Genomic DNA, 611 nt, shown 5'->3' with positions numbered 1-611 from the left:
GCCTCCTCGTCCCGGCGGGCCTGCGCCCCGGACGCGTCGTCACCCCCGCCAGCCATCTCCAGCGGCCGGATGGCGACAGAGGCACCGGAGAACGAGCGCGGTATGAAGGTGAACTGGTCCGTGTTCGCGAACGGGGTATTGATGAGCTGGCGCCCGCCCCGCAGTCGCAGCCCCGGCATGTTGTACTGCAGGTACCCCTCCGTGATGGCGTGCAGCCCCTCGTCCGGGCCGACGAGGTTCGCATTGGGGTTGTCGTAGTCGTATATCGGCTCCGCGAACGAGACGCCGAACCCGGCGGACAGACCGTAGAGCATCCCGGTGCGGGCGCTCACGCTGCCGCCGAAGGCATTGGAGCGCGTATCGAAATCGTCGTCCGGGTCGTCGATGTTCGGGTAAGGCCGGTTGGTGTCGTGGAACCGGCGGAAGTCGTAGATGCCCAGCTGACCGTTCAGCTGCGTGCCCTTCACGACCTGCTGCACGAATCGGTCACGGAAGGTCGGTGGCCCGTCGCCACCGTCGCGGGCGACGGCTGTGCCGGCGACCAGCGCCACCGATACCCCCAGCAGTACCGAGCAACGGCAGTGGCGGCGCATGGCGGCACCGCGGCTATT

General features: G+C 68.2%; 1 pseudogene. It reads right to left on the bottom strand.

The annotated features are described in order from the left end of the window. Positions 1-593, bottom strand: a pseudogene (locus G7A99_RS23685) (hypothetical protein); the annotation flags it as partial. Positions 594-611: the final 18 nt, after the last annotated feature.

It is taken from the genome of Arhodomonas sp. KWT (assembly GCF_010993615.1).
Note: the sequence above shows the minus strand (reverse complement) of the source record. Positions and strands in the feature narration are given on the sequence as shown.